This is a genomic window from Mycobacterium triplex (assembly GCF_000689255.1).
In the GTDB taxonomy this organism is placed as follows: Bacteria; Actinomycetota; Actinomycetes; order Mycobacteriales; family Mycobacteriaceae; genus Mycobacterium; species Mycobacterium triplex.
Window position 1 is genome coordinate 630346 of the sequence record NZ_HG964446.1, and the last position, 18053, is coordinate 648398.

General features: G+C 67.1%; 18 protein-coding genes and 1 pseudogene. 11 read left to right on the top strand and 8 right to left on the bottom strand.

What is annotated here, in order from left to right:
• Positions 1–29: 29 nt before the first annotated feature.
• Positions 30–632 (top strand): TetR family transcriptional regulator, encoded by a 603-nt coding sequence (locus tag BN973_RS02850; protein ID WP_036465766.1) that lies wholly within the window; start codon positions 30–32, stop codon positions 630–632.
• A gap of 6 nt (positions 633–638) precedes the next feature.
• On the opposite strand, the gene BN973_RS02855 is transcribed toward BN973_RS02850, so the two are convergent.
• The gene (locus BN973_RS02855) at positions 639–1472 is read right to left on the bottom strand and encodes an amidohydrolase family protein (protein ID WP_036465767.1); all 834 of its coding nucleotides are present in this window, start codon (positions 1470–1472) and stop codon (positions 639–641) included.
• A gap of 56 nt (positions 1473–1528) precedes the next feature.
• The gene (locus tag BN973_RS02860) at positions 1529–2521 is read right to left on the bottom strand and encodes a LacI family DNA-binding transcriptional regulator (protein WP_036465769.1); all 993 of its coding nucleotides are present in this window, start codon (positions 2519–2521) and stop codon (positions 1529–1531) included.
• Positions 2522–2721: 200 nt separating this feature from the next.
• On the opposite strand from BN973_RS02860, the gene BN973_RS02865 reads away from it, so the two are divergent.
• Genes BN973_RS02865 through BN973_RS02890 form a run of 6 tightly spaced genes read left to right on the top strand, consistent with a single transcriptional unit; the run spans position 2722 to position 8996 of the window.
• On the top strand, positions 2722–4077 hold the full coding sequence (locus BN973_RS02865) for an amidohydrolase family protein (RefSeq protein ID WP_036465771.1): 1356 nt from the start codon (positions 2722–2724) through the stop codon (positions 4075–4077).
• Positions 4078–4079: 2 nt separating this feature from the next.
• Positions 4080–6413: a CaiB/BaiF CoA-transferase family protein gene (locus BN973_RS02870; protein ID WP_036465772.1), complete on the top strand. Its 2334-nt coding sequence runs from the start codon at positions 4080–4082 to the stop codon at positions 6411–6413.
• Between the two features lies 1 nt (position 6414).
• Positions 6415–6744 carry a hypothetical protein gene (locus BN973_RS02875; protein WP_036471970.1) on the top strand — a complete coding sequence of 110 codons (330 nt, stop codon included), beginning with the start codon at positions 6415–6417 and terminating at the stop codon, positions 6742–6744.
• A gap of 12 nt (positions 6745–6756) precedes the next feature.
• A complete protein-coding gene (locus BN973_RS02880) occupies positions 6757–7929 on the top strand; it encodes a thiolase family protein (RefSeq protein ID WP_036465773.1) in 1173 nt (390 codons plus the stop codon).
• The gene (locus BN973_RS02885; protein WP_036465775.1) at positions 7926–8342 is read left to right on the top strand and encodes a Zn-ribbon domain-containing OB-fold protein; all 417 of its coding nucleotides are present in this window, start codon (positions 7926–7928) and stop codon (positions 8340–8342) included. Before BN973_RS02880 ends, BN973_RS02885 begins: the two co-directional genes overlap by 4 nt.
• A gap of 6 nt (positions 8343–8348) precedes the next feature.
• On the top strand, positions 8349–8996 hold the full coding sequence (locus BN973_RS02890; protein WP_036465776.1) for a MarR family transcriptional regulator: 648 nt from the start codon (positions 8349–8351) through the stop codon (positions 8994–8996).
• Here the strand turns inward: BN973_RS02890 and fadD1 are convergent.
• The 3 genes and pseudogenes from fadD1 to BN973_RS02905 all read right to left on the bottom strand — a co-directional run bounded on the left by fadD1 (position 8941) and on the right by BN973_RS02905 (position 12390).
• Complete coding sequence (gene fadD1 / locus BN973_RS02895; RefSeq protein WP_036465777.1) at positions 8941–10575, bottom strand: fatty-acid--CoA ligase FadD1; 1635 nt, start codon at positions 10573–10575, stop codon at positions 8941–8943. The genes BN973_RS02890 and fadD1 overlap by 56 nt on opposite strands.
• A 154-nt stretch (positions 10576–10729) precedes the next feature.
• Positions 10730–11491, bottom strand: a complete 762-nt coding sequence (locus BN973_RS02900; protein WP_036471971.1) for an SDR family NAD(P)-dependent oxidoreductase — start codon at positions 11489–11491, stop codon at positions 10730–10732.
• A 67-nt stretch (positions 11492–11558) separates the two neighbouring features.
• Positions 11559–12390 (bottom strand): annotated as a pseudogene (locus BN973_RS02905) (alpha/beta fold hydrolase).
• A 68-nt stretch (positions 12391–12458) separates the two neighbouring features.
• Between BN973_RS02905 and BN973_RS02910 the strand changes: the two are divergent.
• Positions 12459–13073, top strand: coding sequence for a TetR/AcrR family transcriptional regulator (locus BN973_RS02910; RefSeq protein WP_036465780.1), 615 nt, complete (start codon positions 12459–12461; stop codon positions 13071–13073).
• Here BN973_RS02910 and BN973_RS02915 read toward each other — a convergent pair.
• Positions 13070–14011 carry an extracellular catalytic domain type 1 short-chain-length polyhydroxyalkanoate depolymerase gene (locus BN973_RS02915; protein ID WP_036465781.1) on the bottom strand — a complete coding sequence of 314 codons (942 nt, stop codon included), beginning with the start codon at positions 14009–14011 and terminating at the stop codon, positions 13070–13072. The genes BN973_RS02910 and BN973_RS02915 overlap by 4 nt on opposite strands.
• Before the next feature lie 74 nt (positions 14012–14085).
• Between BN973_RS02915 and BN973_RS02920 the strand changes: the two genes are divergently transcribed.
• Positions 14086–14538 carry a MarR family winged helix-turn-helix transcriptional regulator gene (locus BN973_RS02920; protein ID WP_036465782.1) on the top strand — a complete coding sequence of 151 codons (453 nt, stop codon included), beginning with the start codon at positions 14086–14088 and terminating at the stop codon, positions 14536–14538.
• Positions 14539–14617: 79 nt separating this feature from the next.
• Entirely contained in the window at positions 14618–15214 is a 597-nt protein-coding gene (locus tag BN973_RS02925) for a hypothetical protein (protein WP_036465784.1), read from the top strand.
• On the opposite strand, the gene BN973_RS02930 is transcribed toward BN973_RS02925, so the two are convergent.
• Positions 15215–16039, bottom strand: coding sequence for a PaaX family transcriptional regulator C-terminal domain-containing protein (locus BN973_RS02930; RefSeq protein ID WP_036471972.1), 825 nt, complete (start codon positions 16037–16039; stop codon positions 15215–15217).
• Positions 16040–16100: 61 nt separating this feature from the next.
• Between BN973_RS02930 and BN973_RS02935 the strand changes: the two genes are divergently transcribed.
• The gene (locus BN973_RS02935; RefSeq protein WP_036465786.1) at positions 16101–17273 is read left to right on the top strand and encodes an aromatic ring-hydroxylating oxygenase subunit alpha; all 1173 of its coding nucleotides are present in this window, start codon (positions 16101–16103) and stop codon (positions 17271–17273) included.
• Here the strand turns inward: BN973_RS02935 and BN973_RS02940 are convergent.
• Entirely contained in the window at positions 17270–18031 is a 762-nt protein-coding gene (locus BN973_RS02940; RefSeq protein WP_051641100.1) for an HD domain-containing protein, read from the bottom strand. The genes BN973_RS02935 and BN973_RS02940 overlap by 4 nt on opposite strands.
• Positions 18032–18053: the final 22 nt, after the last annotated feature.

Here is an 18053-nt window from a genome sequence, read left to right on the forward strand (position 1 = left end):
ATACTTAGACTATGTCTCACGGTTTGGCAATGGATTCGCATCCAGATCGTCCGCGCTTGTCGCTCGCCGAGCGGCGGCGCACCGCGACGCGCCGGCGCATCGCGGCCGCCGCAGCCGAGGTGGTCGCCGAGGTCGGTCTGGCGGGGGCGACCGTGGACCGCATCGCCGATGCGGCCGGCATCGGCCGGGCGACCTTCTTCCGCTACTTCAGCTCCAAGGAAGACGCCGTCGCCGAGGGCGTGAACGTCGAATGGTTGAACCGGATCACGACCGCAGTGGCGGCCCAGCCCCCGCACCTGAGCCCCACCGATGCCGTCATCGCGGCTTTCGGTGATCTGGCAGGCGGATTCACCGAGATCGAGGACCAGGTCCGCGAATTGGCGACGCTCACACGATCATCCGAGACGCTGGACGCGTGGACGCATGGGCGTATTTACGTGCGCTATGAATCGGCGATCGCCGAGCTGATCGCACCCCGGTTCAGCCAGTCGGCACCCCAGGACCCCAGGCCCCGGCTGATCGGCGCACTGGCGATGGCCGCGGTCCGCATCGCCCTGGACGACTGGCTGAGCGACGGGGGATCGCTGCCCGATCGGGTGCGGCACGGTTTGGCCGCGATTGCGATCGCCTGACGCTTACTACGAGCTAGCTTGTGGCGCCGGCCATTTCAGAATCTGGCGGGCCGTTCCACCGAGAATCCAGGCCTTCTCGTCGTCCGACAGCGACGAGGAGTCGCGGATGCTGAACAGGTTCTCCGCCCAGGTGGCGCGGTGCCGGGTCATCGTGTAATCGCTGGCCCACATCACGCGCTGGGGTCCGAAGGCGTCAACCGCGCGGCGCAGCTTTGGTTCCAGGTCGCCGAACGGGTACGCCTCGGTCGACAGAAACGACGGCGCGTGCGCCCACTTGTAGGCCACGTTGGCATAGCCCGCCATCGCCACGGCATCGTCGATGCTGGCTTGGCCGGGCGGCGCATCGAACGCGGCGCCGCAATGATCGATGACGAATTGGACGTCGGGAAAGCGCTGCACGTATTGCGTCAGGTGGGGCACCTTGCCGGGACACGTGACGAACACCGGCAGGCCGTGCGCGCCTGCGGCCTTGAACAACCGCTCGTGCCCGCCCTGCTCGAACACCGCCGCTTCGTCCGGGGTGAAGACCGTGGTGCGCAGGGCCTTGAACCCGGGCGCGGCCGTCAGTGTCTCGATCCACGATTCGATGCCCGGGTCTGTCGGATCCACCCGCATCAGGAAGGCGAATCGCTCGGGATGCCGTATCGCGGCCGCCTCGGCATTCGGTCCCACACAGCGAAAGGCGCCGTCGGCCAGCCGATAGCCCGGCTGCAACCCCTCGTCGGTGAACGTGTCGAACTCATCGAACAGCACGCCCGTAATGCCCAGGGCGTCCATGATCGCCAGCGTGACCTCGGTGCCGAGCATGTTGGCGTGCACCTGGGCGTCAACAATGTCCATCGAAATTGCTCCTGTCCGGCGGCGCGGTCAGACGGGAGTATGCCAGCGCGGTATGGCTAGGTCGACGAGCGCACGATCAGCTGGGCGATCTCGGTCGGCCCACTCGACGGCGGTGCCGGGTACCCCAACCGTTCGAGCAGAGCAGCCAGAGCGATGTCGGCGACGGCGCGCGAAGCGAATTGGACGGTGGTCAGCGGCGGGCTGCTCACCACACCCATCGGGCTGGCGTCGACGCCCATCACGGCGAGGTCGCGCGGGCAGCGCAGCCCGGCTTCGTGAATGCCGTGCAAGACGAGGCAGGCGATCTCATCGCTTTGCGCGCACACGGCAGTCACACCGTCGCGTACCCACCCGGTCACCACCTCCGCGGCGCTGTCGACGGTCACCTCGGCGACGGCCAGCCGTGGCAGGCCGTGCGACTTTGCCGCGCGCACGACGCCCTCGAACCAGTAGTCGCCCAGGGTTCGCCAGCGGGGAATGCCGGTGTAGGCGAACGCAATCTGCCGGTGACCCCGCGACACGAGATGTTCGACCCGGAGCTCGCCGACGGAGAGGTGCGGATCTCCGAGTGCCGGCAGCGTCCCGATCTCGATGTTCGGTATGCCCGCGGCTCGCACCGCGCGCGAGGCGGCCGGGCTGAGCGGGAACAGGCTGGTGACGGCGGCCGGGTCGAGGTTCTCGATCGCATCGACGACGTACTGATCGTCGTCGGTCTCGAAGATCTGCACCTGCAGCAGACCCAGGCGGGCCAGCTCGGTGGTCATTCGGCTGCCGGCGATCATCGGCATCTCGCCCACCGCCACATGCGGCACCACGTACAGAATCACACCGCTCTTGCCCCGGGCGAGGTTGCGCGCGGCCAGGTTGGGCCGGTAGCCCAGCAGCTCGGCGGCGCGGTGGACCGCCTCCCTGGTTTGCGCCGAGATTCTGCGGCCCGCAACATTGTTCAGGACATAGCTGACCGTCGCGGTCGACACGCTGGCCAATCGCGCCACGTCAGCATTGGTGGGCCGCACCACCTTGTTCGCGCTCACCTCGGGCCCGGCCATGACTCATGGTGGCATGCGGCGACGAGCGGCAAACCACGATCCGGCAATCCCAGCGCCCGATGCCCGGCGCGCATATATTGACTATTAGTCACTACTCAAGACCCGGCCCGACACCGCTCAGCAGTGCATTATCCCATGCCCGCCGTTGCCCATGTGACCAAGATCATGGTCTACTAGTCGCTGTACTCGAGGAGTGTGGCATGAATAAAGACGACCTGATCCTGATCAGCGTGGATGACCACATAGCCGAGCCGGCCGACATGTTCGACGCGCATGTTCCGGCGAAGTACAAAGAGTTCGCGCCGCGAGTGGTCATGGAGCCCGACGGCGTCCAGCAGTGGTACTACGGCGAGGTGCGGGGGCGGAACATGGGCCTGAACGCCGTCGCGGGCAAGCCCCGCGAGATGTACAACATCGACGCCTCGCGCTACGACGAGATGCGGCCGGGCTGCTTCAACGTCGACGAGCGGGTCCGCGACATGAACGCCGGCGGTCAGCTGGCGGGCCTGAACTTCCCGAACTTCACCGGATTCTCCGGCCAGGTCCTCAACCAGGGCCCCGACCGCGACACCAATCTGGTGATGATCAAGGCCTACAACGATTGGCACGTCGACGAATGGTGCGCCGCCTACCCGGGCCGGTTCATCCCATGCGGAATCCTGCCCCTGTTCGACGTGGCCGAGGCGGCCAAGGAGGTCAGGCGCCTGGCGGACAAGGGTTGTCACGCGGTGACGTTCTCGGAAAACCCGGAAGCGTTGCAAATGCCCAGCATTCACACCAAGTACTGGTATCCGTTGTTCGAGGCCGTCTGCGAACACAAGACGGTGTTGTGCACGCACGTCGGCTCCGCGTCGCGCTCCCCGCAGGTCTCGACGGACGCTCCGCCCAGTGTGCAGATGACGGCGTCGTCGATGATGAGCATGTTCACCTTCACCGAGCTGATCTGGGCCGAGTTCTGGGCCGACTTCCCGCAGCTGAAATTCTCGCTCACCGAGGGCGACGTCGGCTGGATCCCGTACTTCCTCTGGCGCGCCGAGCATGTCTTCAACCGTCACTCCGGCTGGACGCTGGCGACATTTCCGCCCGGCTACGACGGGCCCAGCGACGTGTTCAAGCGGCACTTTTACACCTGCTTCATCAGCGACAAAGTCGGTGTGCGCAACATGGATTGGTTCAACGAGGACATGCTGTGCTGGGAGTCCGACTTCCCGCATTCCGACAGCAACTGGCCATTCGCGCCCGAGGATATCATCGAGACCATGGGCCACCTCGACGACGCGGTCATCAACAAGATCACCCACGAAAACGCCATGGCCGCTTACTCTTTCGACCCGTTCCAATACATACCGAAGGAGCACGCCCGGGCCGGGCAACTGCGCGCACAGGCGACGGATGTGGACGTGGTCACCCACGTCGGGCGTCAGGCCAGCCAGCGTGACCGCGACGCGTGGACGCGGATGACGCAGTTCGCCCTGCAGGCACAGACGTCGGCACAAACACCGGTGACGGCCGAGGTGATCGGCATCGCCGGCCGCAAGACCACGCTGAGCAACTGAGCGTGCTGGCCCGGGCACCGTTCACCGACTGGCGTGTGCTGGAGTCGTCTAACGGGATCGCGGTGTCCTACTGCGCGAAGATGTTCGCCGATGCCGGTGCCGAGGTGGTGAAGATCGAATCGCCGCAAGGTGATTCGATGCGCGGCTGGTCAGCCGGCGGCCCGCCCGGGGCGTTGTTCGGCTACCTGGCGGCGGGCAAGAAATCGGTGAACGATCCCGGCGAGGTCGCGGCGTTGCTGGCCGGCGCCGACGTGGTGCTCACCGACCTGACCGACGGCTGGACGCTCGACGACATCACGGCACACACCGGCCCGTCGGCGGTGGTCGTCGCCGTGACGCCGTTCGGCACGACTGGGCCCTACGTCGACGAGCAGCTGGCCGCCAACGAGTTCATCCTGCAAGCGTTGTGCGGGTCGATCTCCGGGCGGGGCTGGCCGGGCGACGAACCCGTGCAGGCGGGTGGACGGCTCGGGGAGTGGTTGGCCGCCTCGTTCGCCGCCCCGGTCGCGGCCGCCGCGGCCCGGCACGCCGCCCGGGGTGGGCGCGGCGAAGTCATCGACGTCTCGACGTATGAGGCGATGGCGATCGCGATGGGTGGGCTGTCCGCCATGTCGGCCAGCGTCCTGGGTGCGGATTCCCTTCTGCACCAACGCAGTCTGGAGTTGCCGTCGATCGTCCCCACGGCCGACGGCAATGTCGGCTTCTGCACGATCACCGCACAGCAGTTCCAGGACTTTCTGATCATGATCGACCGTGCGGACCTGGTCGACGATGCCGAGCTGGCATCGTTCGTCGGTCGAGTCGAGCGTCGCGACGAATTCCTCGACATGGTCACCCAGTGGACACAGACCCGGACCACGCAGGAGATCGTCGACCTCGCGGTGGCGTTCCGTATCCCGGTGGCACCCATCGGTGCTCCCGCGACGTTGCCGACGGTCGACCACTTCGTCGAGCGGGGCGTCTTCGTCGAATCCGAGATCGGGGTGCTACAACCGCGGGTGCCGTACCGCAGCGACGCGATCACGACGCGGCCGCCCGGGCTGCCGCCACTGCTGGGCGCCGACAACGGGCGCGTGCACTGGCCGCCGCGGCCAGCCCGGCCGAAACTCGCTGATCCTGAGGCACTTCCACTGTCCGACATCCGGATCACCGATTTCACCGCGTTTTGGGCCGGACCGGTGGCCACCCAATTCCTCGGAACACTGGGCGCTGACGTGATCAAGCTCGAGGGCGTGCGCCGGCCTGACGGTATGCGGTTCTCCGCGGGCCGGCCACCCGACTGGGACCAGTGGTGGGAGTGGGGCCCGGTCTTTTTGTGCAGCAACAACAACAAGCGCGGCATCAGTGTCGAACTCAGTATCGAAGCCGGCCGGGAGCTGGCGTTGAAACTCATCGCCGCGAGCGATCTGGTCATCGAGAACTTCTCGCCGAGGGTGATGGAAAACTTCGGCCTGCAATGGGACGCAGTCAGCGCCGTGAATCCGCGCGCCGTCATGGTCCGGATGCCGGCGTTCGGCCTGGACGGCCCGTGGCGCGACCGCGTCGGGTTCGCGCAGACGATGGAGCAGGCCACCGGCATGGCGTGGATGACCGGGCATGCCGATGGGCCACCGGTGATTCCGCGCGGCGTGTGCGATCCGATAGCGGGGTTGCATGCCGCCTTTGCGGCCGTCGCGGCGCTGGTGATTCGCGACCGGGACGGGATCGGCATGCACGTCGAGTCCACGATGGTGGAGTCGGCGCTCAACGTCGCCGCCGAAATGCTGCTTGAGTACTCGCGCAACGGGATCCAGATGCGCCGGGAGGGAAACCGGGGGCCCGGCGCGAGCCCGCAGGGCGTGTACCGGTGTCAGGGCGACGACGAATGGGTCGCGCTGGCCGCGACCACCGATGCCGCGCGGGCCGCGCTGGCCGGGCTCATCGACAGGCCCGAACTCGGTGCCGATGAGGTTGGGTGGCGGGAGCGAGCCGACGAGATCGACAAGCTGCTTTCGGATTGGACCGCGCGGCGGTCGGTGGGTGAGGCGGTGGGCACGCTGAGTGCCGCGCAGGTGCCCGCGGCACGAGTCACGGAGGCGGCCGCGCTGCTGACCGACCCGCAACTGCAGGCCCGCGGCTTCTGGGAAACCGTCGATCATCCCGTCGCCGGGTCGTTCCGTTGTGTCGGAATGCCTTTCGCGTTCGTCGGAAAGCCCAGGCGCTGGATTCGCCGTGGGTCACCGCTGTACGGACAACACACCAGCGAGGTGCTCACCGGTGTGCTGGGGTACGGCGACGAAGATTTGGCGCGATTGCGCGCGGCGGGCGCAATCAGTGCGCGGCCGGCGGGCCTGTGACATGGCCGTCACGCTGTGCGTGCCGCCGCGGGCCGGGGAGCTCTGCGCGCCGGTGCGCTTCCTGGTGCGGCAGGCCTCCGTCGTGATGGAACTGACTGCGCGGCACCGGATCACCAGCGTCGAGTGGGTCGAGCAGGAGCGTGCGGTGGCACTGGTCGTCGAGATCACCGACCCGCAAACCGCGCGACCGGTGGACGTGCGAATCGACGTCGTCACCTCCGGAACCCTGGCCGCCGATCCGCGCACCAGGATGATCGGCACCGTCGTTCGCGACGGAAAGGACTATGACGTACTCGGCACCTATCTAGGGGTAGTAGCAGATGAAAACTGAAGAGCCGCACGGGTGAGCGCGACGAAACGCACCGCCGCGATCGTCGGGGTACATAACACCCGGCAAGGTCGTCGCCTGGACGGCGAAACATCGCGCGGGCTGGCGATCAAGGCCATTCTGGGTGCCCTCGACGATGCCGGGCTGACCCTCGACGACGTCGACGGCATCAGCGCCAGCCCGCACTCGACCTCGTTGATCTACGATCTGCGGATCGGTCCGGCCTGGCAGGGCCTGGCCTTCGGGGTCGGCATGATCACCGAGGCGGTCACCGCGATCGAGCACGGCATGGCCGACGTCGTTGTCCTGGTCGCCGCCCAGGCCGGCGAATACCGCGACCACGAAGCCACGGCGCCCTGGACCAGGCCGGAGAACGAATTCGTCGCGCCATGGGGCATGTTCACCACCGCCGAGTTCGCGCTGATCGCCCGGCGGCACATGCACGTCTACGGCACCACGCGCGAACAGCTGTCGATCGTGGCGGCGACCATCCGCAACAACGGATCGCAGAACCCCGAAGCCGTTTACTACCAACGTGGTCCGTTCACCCCGGACGACATCACCGCATCCCGGCCGATCGCCGACCCGTTTCACCTGCTGGACTGCGCCACCACCTCCGAAGGCGGCTGCGCACTGGTCGTGGCGAACATCGACAAGGTCTTGGACAAAGGCGAGCCGGCCAGCCGGCCGATCTACGTGCTGGGCAGCGGCGCGGACTTTCACGGCCCGTCGTATCAGCACCCACCGGCATGGGGCCTGGCGGGCCGCCGCGGCGATCACGTGAACGGCGTCGTCGGGAGACGCGCGGCCCAAGGGGCGTTCCGCCACGCCGGACTCCGCCCCGACGACGTCGACGTGCTGGAACTCTACGACCCGTTCTCGTTCGAAATCATCCGTCAGCTCGAAGCTTTCGGCTTCTGCGGCGACGGCGAAGGCGGACCCTTCGTCGCCGACGGCCACATCGCCATTGGCGGCAGTCACCCGATCACCACCGATGGAGGAACCATGTCCTTCAGCCATGCCGGTGCCAATCCGCAGATGATGCAACGCGCCATCCGCGCCGTGCAGCAGCTGCGCGGTGAGGCCGGCGCACTCCAGGTGCCCGACGCACATATCGCGTTCTGCAGCAACGGGGGAGCGGGCGCCCTGTTCACCACGGTGCTGATCGTCGGAGACGAGCCGCGATGACCGCGTTGCAGCCGCAGACCGGTCCGCTGCCGCACCCCAGTAGTCACCTCAGCGTGCCGTTCTGGCAGGGGTGTCAAGCCCGGGAGTTGCGCTATCAGCGCTGCGAGACGTGCGGCGTGGCCAACTTCCCACCGACCGAGCACTGCCGCCAATGCCTGTCGGCCGCGTTGCAGTGGGAGAACAGCGCCGGGACCGGCGAGATCTACAGCTGGACGGTGGTTTATCGCCCGGTCACACCGGAGTTCGAACCCCCCTACGCGCCGGCGATCATCACGCTCGACGAGGGCTATCAGATGCTCACCAACATCGTCGGTGTACCACCCGAGGAACTGGCGATCGGAATGCGCGTACAGGTGGATTTCCGTGTCGTCGGCCCGGATCTGACGCTGCCCTACTTCACCAGACAGAAGTAGCCGATCGTGAGTCCCCGGCGCAGTACCAATGGCCTACCGGTGACGGCCTACCTGGTGCTGGGTGTGCTGGCAGCCAACGACGAACAACTGACCGCCGGCGAGATCAAGATGCGCGCCGAGCTCACGGTGGGCCACTTCTACTGGTCGCCGTCGGTCAGTCACGTGCGGCGCGAACTGAATCGGCTGCTGGAGTGGGGGATGGTCAGCGAGATCGCGGCTCGATCCGGCAAGCGTGCGATCACCTTGTACGAGACCACCGACGCCGGGCTCGGCGCCCTGCGCCGTTGGGTCCAGCACTTTCCGGGCGACGAGCAGGTCGTCATCAAGCACCCCGTCATCCTGCGCACCTGGCTCGCGCGGGGCGAGGACCCCGAACGTGTCGTCGACACGCTGGATCGGCATCTCGAGGCCACCCGGGCCCGCCTCGACGAGGCACTGTGGTCGCGGCAGCGCTCCCGCGAACTGGGCATCACCGACGATCCGGATCAGCGCTTCTCGTTCGCCGTGCTGGACTACGCGATTCGCGGGTTGTATGCGGAGATCTCCAACATCGCGCAACTGCGCGACGAGATCGCCTGCGGCACAGACAGAGACCCCGTCAAGCGGGTGCCACGGGCGAAGGGACAGATCCGCCGTCGGGCACCGAGGAACTAGCCGCGTTCCGGTAAGCCGTGCCGCGTGGTTCGCGTTCCCACAGGATTTCGCCGTCACCGATCGCCGTTGCCTGCCTGATCAGCTCACGCTTGAGCACCTTGTGGGTGGCGGTGCTGGGCAGCTCGGCGGCGATCCGCACGTAGCGGGGGCGCGCCTTGGGGGACAGGTCGGGCTGCGCGTCGAGGAAGGCCTCGAACTCCTCGGGGTCCAGGGTTTGGCCGTCATTCAGCACGACCGCGGCCATCACCTGGTCACCGACACGGCCATCCGGGACGGCGTACACCGCCACACGGTTGATCGCATTGTGGCGCAGCAGAATTCGCTCGATCGGGGCGGCAGCCATGTTCTCGCCATCCACCCGCATCCAGTCGGCGGTGCGGCCGGCGAGGTAGATCCACCCGTCGGCGTCGCGGTAGGCGAGGTCCCCCGACCAGTACATGCCGTGGCGCATGCGTTCGGCGTTGGCGGCGGGATCGTTGTAGTAGCCGGTGAAGAAACCCGATCCCTTGGTATTGACGAGCTCGCCCACCGCCTCGTCGGCATTGGCGAGCGCTCCGGTCGCGTCGAAGCGCGCGACCGCGCACTCGGAGACGGTATCGCTGTGGTAGATGGCGATCCCGTCGATGCCCTTGCCGATCGAGCCCTTCGGCGTGCCTTCCTCGCGGATCACGATGACCGCGTTCTCCGTCGAGCCGAAGCCGTCCTCGACCCGGACCCCGAACCGGCGGCCGAATTCCTCGATGTCCTTGTCGTTGGCCTCATTCCCGAACGCCACTCGCAGCGGGTTGTCCGCGTCGTCATCACGTTCGGGCGTGGCCAGAATGTAAGCCAGCGGCTTGCCGACGTAGTTCATGTAGGTCGCGCCGTGGCGGCGGACGTCGTCGAGGAAGTTGCTCGCCGAGAATTTTGCCGGCACGATCGCGGCGCCGCAACATACCGCCGGCGCCCATCCCGCGACGACCGCGTTGGAGTGAAACAGCGGCATGGACACGTAGCAGGTGTCCTGTTCGGTGAGGGCGAAGCGTTGGACCAGGTTGGTGCCCGCGAACATCGCCATCAGGTGAGAGACCTGAACTGCCTTGGGATTTCCGCTCGTGCCGGAGGTGAAGATCATCATGAACGCGTCCGTCGCGCTGACTTCCCGATGCGGGACCAGTTCGCCGGCAGCACCGATGAATTCGGCCCAGTGCGGCGTCGAGGTGTCCAGGATCTGGGCGCCCCGGAGATCCAGGCCGTCCAATAGCGGCCGGTGTTCGGCGTCGGTCACCACGAACTGGCAGTCGGCCCGCCGGATGTCGGCGGCCAGGGCCTCACCGCGCCGGGTGTTGCTCAGGCCGCACAGCACGTAGCCGCCCAGACCGGCCGCCGCCATCTGGTTGAGCATCTCCGGGGTGTTGCCCAGCAGCGTGCCGACGTGCAGCGGGTGTCGGGGATCGGCCGCGTCGATCAGGGCCGCGGCCCGTGCGGTGGCCTGCTTCAGGTGCTCGCTCCAACTCCATTGCAGATCATGGTGTTTCACGGCGACGTTCGGATCCGACAGGCGCCGGCGCAGGAACGCCTGCATGGTGTCGTCAGCCATCGAGATTCACCTTCACCCCTTACGAGACGAGACGGTCCGTCTTATCTTAGCGGGTCGCGGGTGGCCAAAACCGTCGAGATCGACATCAGCGTGGAAAAATGTGAGTAAAGAGCGCGCCAACGTCGATCTCGTCGAAAACGGCGCGGCGGCCGTCCTACCCGCCCACCATCATCAGGCCGCCATCCACGGCCAGCAGCTGCCCGGTGATGAAGCCGGCCCCCGGGCCCGACAGGAATACCAGCATCGGGCCGAGGTCGCGCGCCGGATCTCCCAACGTTCCACCGAGCGGGATCATCATCTGCATCTGCTGGTCGATCAGCGAGGCGGCCTGGGGCCCGAGGAAATCACGCAGCCGGTCGGCGCCCGGCGTCTGTACCGCGGGGGCCAGCGAGTTGACGGTGATGTTGTCGGAAGCCCAGGCCCTGGCGGCCGATCGCGTCCACGCCTGCACGGCCCCCTTGGTCGCGGCGTAGACCGCCGAAATCGGGCTGCCCATAATGGCTTCGGAGGAGCCGAAGTTGATGATCCGGCCGCCCTTGGGATCCTGCTCCTTCATCACGGCATACGCCGCCTGATTGGTCAGGATCGTCGCCTTGACGTTGGTGTCCAACAGAAACGAAATGTCCTCGGCGCCGACATAGCCCGGTATGCCGGCTTGCCATAGCCCCGCGGCATTGACCAGTACATCGAGCCCGCCCAGCTGCCGGGCGGCCTGTTGGACCATCGCGGTGACGGCATCGGCGTCCCGTACGTCGCACTGCAGCCAATCGGCGGCGAGACCGTCCGGTGGCGGTGTCCGGTGATACGTCGCGGCGACGTCGGCCCCCGCGGCGGTGAGAACTGCGACGGCGGCCGCGCCGATCCCGGTGGCTCCGCCCGTCACCAGGATCCGTCGGCCGTCGAGCGGCTGCGTCACGTCTGACATGGGCGAAACGCTATACGGCCGGCGCAGCCGCTCCTACACCACCTCGCGCGGCAGTGCGCTAGGCGCGCACCGCGATCGTCGACAACAGATCGGCGAGCCGGTCGGGTTGGTCCACCATCGAGAACGTCCGCGCTCCGTCGATGACCTCGAGACGGGCGTTCGGGATAGTGGCGGCCAGCTTTTCGCCGTCCGCGAGTTCGAAGAACGCGTCGTCGCCCGACCATGCGATGAGCGTGGGCTTGTCGAATTCGGGTAGCCGGGCCGCGACGCCCGTGGTCACCTCGGTGCGCAGCGAGAGCGAAAACTGGCGCAGGTCCTCGGCGATGGCGGGATCGGACAGCCCCGGGCGCACCCAGAGCTCGGTGAGATCGTCGATATTGCTATGCGCCAGCCCGTCGAACGCGCGCTTGCGCGCGGCCGGCACCCGCATCGCCTGGGCGACGGCCTTAAACGTCGCTTTCGACTTGGCCGCAAGAATCACCGGCTTGAGTATCGGCGGCGGAAAAGTGTTCGAACGCATCGCAACTCGTCAGCACCAGCGCACCCAGGCGCTCCGGGTAGTGCACCGCGACGAGCTGGGTGACCACTCCACCGGTGTCGTTGCCGACCAGCACCACGTCCTCGAGGTCGAGCGCGGCCAGCACGTCGGCGACGATGCGGGCCACGCCGTGGATGGTCCGGTCGGCCCCGGGGCGCAGCGGCTGCGGGTGCGCGCCCAGCGGCCAGGTGGGAGCGATGCACCGCAGCCCGCGCCCGGCGAGCTTTTCGCTGACCCGGCGCCAGAGCTCTCTGCCCATCATGTAGCCGTGCACGAAGACGACTGGCCTGCCGTTTTCGGGTCCGGTTGCGTCGTAATGGATGGTCCCGGCACTAATGTCGATCGTCGACATGGATAACTCCTACTCAGGGATGGGCATTTACAAACAGGCTGTCTGTTCGTAAGTTACCAACAGGTTGTATGGAAAGCAAGAGACGGACTCAGGAGGAGCGCTCCGCGGCGACCCGCGACGCGCTGATCTCGGCTGCCCGCCGGCTGTGGGGCGAGCGGGGCTATACCGAGGTGGGCACGCCCGAGATCGCCGCGACCGCCGGTGTGACCCGCGGGGCGATGTATCACCAATTCGCCGACAAGGCAGCGCTATTCGCCGAAGTTGTCGAGGTGGTGGAACAGGACGTGATGGGCCGGATGGCCACCATCGTCGGTAGTTCGGGCGCAACGACTCCGGCCGACGCGATCCGCGCCGCCGTCGACGCGTGGCTCGAGGTCTCCAGCGATCCCGAAGTCCGTCAGCTGATCCTGCTCGACGCGCCCAGCGTGCTGGGCTGGGCGGGGTTCCGTGACGTCGCACAGCGGTACAGCTTGGGGATGACCGAACAGCTGCTGGCCGAGGCGATCAAGGCCGGCCAGTTGGCGCGTCAGCCGACCCGGCCGTTGGCGCACGTGCTGATCGGTGCGCTCGACGAGGCGGCGATGGCGATCGCCACCTCCGACGACCAAAAGCGCGCCCGCCGCGAGACCCGCCAGGTGCTGCATCGGTTGATCGACGGGATGCTGCACGACCCCACGCGCTAGCGGCGGCTCTGGGCGAAGAATTGCCAGATCGTCGCCGTGGCGTCGAGCGCGGTCGACGGCGCCGGAATGCCGAGGCGCTGCGCACCTGGACTCGATTCGCCGCCGGGCCATTGATGTCCCGCCCCGGCCACCGAGATCAACTCCACGGTGCGCCCGTCCGCGCACCCGGCCGTCTGGGTGGTCACGTCCCCGGCCGTTGTCGACGCCGGTGAACCGCATCCGTCGATGGAGCGCCAGGTGGCGTTGACCGCCTCCGCCGACGGGCCGTCCACGCGCGGATTCCCGTTGCCGCCGAACGCTTTACCGGGGCCGCCGTTGTAGGGGACCCGGTCGTCGGCCGTGCCGTGGATTTGCAGCACCGACGTCGGTCGCGCCCCGGCGCAGCCTGTCAGCAGGGTTCCCGCGACGGGTGCGATCGCGGCGAAGGTGTCGGTCTGGCAGCCCAGCCGCAGCGCCATCATCGCCCCGTTCGACATGCCGGTGACGTAGACGCGCGCCCGATCGATCGGGATCTGTTGTTCGATCGCGGCGACCATCGAGGTGAGGAATCCGACGTCGTCGACGTTGTCGCGCTGCGGTTCACCGCAGCAGGTGCCGGCGTTCCAGGCGCGGTTGAGGCCGTCGGGATAGGCGACCAGGAAATGACCGCCGTCGGCAGCGCCGTCCCAATGATAGGAACGTTCGGCCTGCGCACCGCTGCCGAAGCCGCCGTGCAGCATCACCACCAGCGGGACGGCATCGGTCAGGCCTTGCGGTCGGTACAGGTGAAAGGTCCTGCTCACCCCTCCCGACTCGATGCTCTGGGTGGATTGCCCGACCGGGATCGACGCAGAACCCGGTGTTCCCAACGCATGTCCACCGCCCACGCAGCCGCCGAGCGCGACGACCAGCGTTGCGACAACGCACATGCTCAGCGTCTGGATGCAGCGGGATCGCATGATGCCATCGTGGCACCCGCGAGCATCTTTGACAAGTAACTTGTCAATCTGGCCGGGAATGGCACACTCTTGTCATGCGACGTGTTGCGGACGCCGAGTGGCAGCCCACCGTGCCGGCGCTGGTGAATCTGGTTGCGGCGTCCGGGGCGCCCCGCTTGCGGGCGGCGTTCGCCGCGGCCGGGCTGGACGGGATCCGCCCCGCGCAAGCGGTGGCATTGGTGCCCCTGGCGGTTGGCGGACTGCATGCGTCGGCGTTGGCCGACCGGCTCAGGGTGAGCCGGCAGGCGGTGGCCCAGGCGGTGGCGGCCCTGGAGCGACACGGATACGTCAGCCGCGGGCCGGACCCCCTCGACGCGCGCGCCAGAATCATCGAGCTGACACCACGGGGCCGGCAGGCGCTGCGGGTAATGCGTTCCAACGCACTCGAATTGGAGAAGACATGGCAGCAGGTGCTGGGTGAGCAGCGACTGGGCGAATTTCGCGAGACGTTGGTGAAGCTGTTGTCGGCGGAATCCGGCTCGCAATAACGGCAGGTGCCCGGGGGCCCTCGCGAAAAGGGACGAGTGACCCTAGGCATCGGGCCGCGGCCGCAACGACAATCGCACCATGTCAACCATCGGCACCGAACGGATGCTGATCGACGCGGCGGTTCCGACGTTCGACGCGATGCTCGCCGAGCATGTGGTCGTGGCCGCTGACGTGCCGAGCACCTATCGGGCCGCGAAGGGTCTAGACCTGTTGACCGTGCGCACGCCACTGCTGGTGGCGTGCATGTGGATTCGGAACCTGCCGGCTCGGCTGTCGGGTCGGTCCGCTCCTGCGCCGCCACGCGTGGTGATCGCCGAGAACACCCTGCCGGGCTGGTTGGTGCTGGGCGATCGACCGAACCGCGAATTCGCCTTCGGTGCGGTGGGAAAGTTCTGGCAACCGGTGATCGAATGGCGCGACGTGGCGCCGGCGGATTTCACCGGCTTCGCCGAACCCGGCTGGGGAAAGATAGCCGCCAACTTCTCGGTGGCGCGCTACGGTGAAAGCCACACGCTGCTCAGCTACCAATGCCGAACTGTCACAACAGATCCCGCTGCACGGCGGCACTTCCTGCGCTACTGGTGGCTGATCCGGCCCTTCGTCGCGCAGATCATGCGCGCCACGCTGAACACGATCAAGGCCCACGCCGAGGCGGTGCCGGAGGGGAGCAGCTGATCAGCCACCGGCCGTAGCGGCGGCCCGGCGGAAAGCAGCGTTCATCCGCCGTTTGAACGCGTCGTCGAACCGGCGGTAGGTGCCGCGTAACGCGTGTCCCGGCCACTGCCTTGGCAGGAGGGCCAGGGGCAGCAGCGGGTCGAGCTGAAGATGCCGGACCACGGCGATCGACAGGGCGAACTCGTAGGTGAAGCTTTCGGTCGAATCGTCGCGCACCTTGAGCGCGACCTCCATCGCCTCGATGAACACCTCCGCATCGTCTGTCCAGTCGTCAAGGGCAAACAGCGCTCGCACCTTGTCGGGGGCGATGCCGGTTTGTGCATCGTGAAAGTGCGTGCATTGCCGATCCAGTACCAGTCGCGAGGCTGGAAGTCGCTGCGGATCAAGGTTTTCCGGACGTATCCAGACACCTTCTCGCAACTCCGCGAGGTGCAGCTGCGCCGCGGCCTTCCTGAGGTCGAGGCGATCGGCCGCCGAACGACGATCCAGTGAGACGATCGCGAGTTCCCATGTTCCGTCCCAGCCGGAGACCGTCGTGTCATCGATCCGGGATGCCTCATCGACGCGTTGGCGGCGGTCCAGCAAGCGCCCGGCGAGCGCGTAGCTGCCACCATCGGCGGTGAGTTCGCCGTCGGTGACCATTCGCCACAGGCAGGTGCGGGCGGCGCCGGCGCTGATCCCGAACAGGGAGGCCACCGCCACCAATTCCGCTACCGCAAGGTGGGGTTGGTCGGCGCCCAGCAGGGCCGTAGCGAGCACCGAACGTGCGCTGAGCGGACGGTTGCCGATCAGATCGCTCACCCGGGATTGGAGTGCGGCCGCCACGGACGCCAACGTTATCACTAAATCATTGACGCGTGACGATCAAAGTGTGATACTTGCACGCATGAGTTCACCGACGAAGTCGGTGCTCGCCGACGATGTCGAAATCGTTCGGCGCGTCCTCGCCCATATCGACGCCGGTACCACCGACGAGGGTGAGGGCTGGCGTGAGCCGGTCGAAAATTATCTGAACCCAATCCGATTCGCCGAGGAGTTCGGGCTGCTGCGGGCGATGCCGAGCGCTCTCGTTCCGGCGGCGGCGATCCCGAATCCGGGCGACCATGTCGAACGAACGGCCTTCGGGGTCCCGTTGTTCGCTGTGCGTGGGCGTGATCGACGGGCACGAGTGTTCCGAAACGCGTGCCGGCATCGGGGTTTTGCCCTCGTCGAGGGGGCCGGGTGTGCGCACGCGTTGGTGTGCCGCTACCACGGGTGGACGTATCGCCTGGACGGCTCCCTTTCGCACGTGCCCCATGCCGACGCTTTTCCCGATCTCGACACGTCCACCAGGGGCCTGGTCGAGGTCGTCAGCCGGGAGGTCGACGGACTCATCGTCATCGGTTCCCTGGACGCGGGTCACCCGGACGTGCCGGCGGACGAGGCGATGGTCGCGTTGTCCGATGGGACCGCGTGGCGGGACAAGCTCCTGGCGGCTCCGCGCCTTGTCTATACCCAGTCGACGGTACGAGCGATGAACTGGAAGGTGCTCGTCGAGCAGTTCCTAGAGGGCTATCACATCCGCTCGACGCACAGCGAGACCTTCTTCCCGCTGCAATACGACGACCTCAACGTCGTCGAATCGTTCGGCCCGAACAGCCGAATCACCTTCCCGTACCGCAATATTGAACGGCTACGGGAGCGCTCCGAGGCCACCTGGACAACCGACGCGCGGGTGACCTATGTCTATCACCTGTTTCCCAACGTCATGCTGGCAACCTTCCCGGATCTGGTGCTGATGGTCGTCATCGATCCGATGGACATCGATCGCACCAGGGTGACCATCTACACCATGGCCAAACCAGAAGCCGCCCAACGACTCGATCCCGCGACCAACCCCGCGAACACCCTCCTGGCCCGGGGCGGCGTCGAGGACAACGACATGTCGGAGGGCGTGCAACGTGGATTGCACACGGGCGCAAACCCGTTCGTCGAGTTCGGGAGGCACGAGAGCGCCATCGGGCACTTTCACCAAACCCTCGATGGTTGGTTGGCTCGATCGGCAGCCCGGCGAGCTTAGGAGTCGAACGGCGCCAGCCGCACGGCCAACGGTAATCCGCATCGAACCAGCAGGCCCATGCGCCCCGCTGGTACCGCTGCCGCCTCCGCACGGATCATGCCCACCAGGTCACGCTTGAAATCGCCTCGCGGATAACGCCGCAGCACCTCGGCGACGTTGTCGGAAGCGATGTCCCAGATGCGCAGTCCAGCACCGTCGACCATCGCTCCCCACTGCAGATAGCACCCCGTCGCGCCGTCATCCTCGACCGTGATACCCGGTGTCGCATGTACGCAGATACCGTCGGCGAGCAGGTCCGCGCGTTGGGTATTCACGGCCGCGGCCTGCGCGCAGGCGAACATCCGCTCGGCGCTGCCCAGCGTGAAATCGCGTTCCGGAGTAGGGTTTACGATGCCATAGTCGTGCAGCAGCGCCCCGCAGTAGAACAGCTCGTCGTCGAGTTCGCACCCGTCGACGGCCGCGAGTGCCTGCCCGAACAGCCAGGTGCGGTAGGAGTGCCCGAGCAAGGTCGGCGGCAATTCCGCACCCGCCGCTTCGGCCTCCCGGGCGAACCTCGAATCCGGTACTCGGAAGGTATCCAGGTCGACGCGCGCGGCCGCCTCCGGAATCCGGCCCAATGCGAGCTTGACCCGTCCCACCGCGTTCGTCCATTGCCCCACCGCGGTGGCGAGCAGCAGCCGGCGCCGCTGCGCCGGCGAGAGCCGGCCACCGGTGCGGCGCGTCCAGCCGAGCCCGCCCAGCCGCTGCGGATCAGGCATGTCTGCAGCCAATCGTGTTGTC